Source organism: Saccharothrix sp. ST-888 (assembly GCF_000955975.1).
Lineage (GTDB): Bacteria > Actinomycetota > Actinomycetes > Streptomycetales > Streptomycetaceae > Kitasatospora.
In genome coordinates this window covers 1-377 of the sequence record NZ_JYJF01000469.1, presented here as the reverse complement: position 1 = coordinate 377, position 377 = coordinate 1, and the positions used below count along the sequence as shown (strand labels likewise).

1 protein-coding gene is annotated in these 377 nt (G+C 77.7%); it reads left to right on the top strand.

The window, feature by feature from the left end:
• The coding region (locus tag UK12_RS43910) for a hypothetical protein (RefSeq protein ID WP_231591488.1) at positions 1-205 on the top strand (205 nt) is incomplete at its 5' end.
• Between the last annotated feature and the right edge of the window lie 172 nt (positions 206-377).

Below are 377 nucleotides of genomic sequence, written 5' to 3'. Positions count from 1 at the left end.
GCCCTGCGACGTCGCCGACCAGGGCGAGATCGGCGCCGAACACGACGAGCGCCGGCGCCCCCGCGAGCGGAGCTACCGCCCCGCGGGCCACCCGCTGCCCCGCGCGCTCCTGGAGGCTTCCCCCCGTGCGGTCAACTCACGCGCCCCGATCCGGGGGGTCGTCTCGGCGCTCGGCGGGTGTGCGTCGGACGGCGCACGCGCGTGATCCCTCGTCAGCCCGTGCAGTTCCCAGCCGGCAGCCACCTTCCGCCCCAGCCCGGCGTCCAGCCGCTCCCGGGGGAGCGAGGAGCTCACAGCGTCGTCCACCACACCGGCAGTGGGGACGACCGCCGTCAGACGGTGCCCGGCCAGTAGCCCCCCACGGGCGTGCCGCGCGG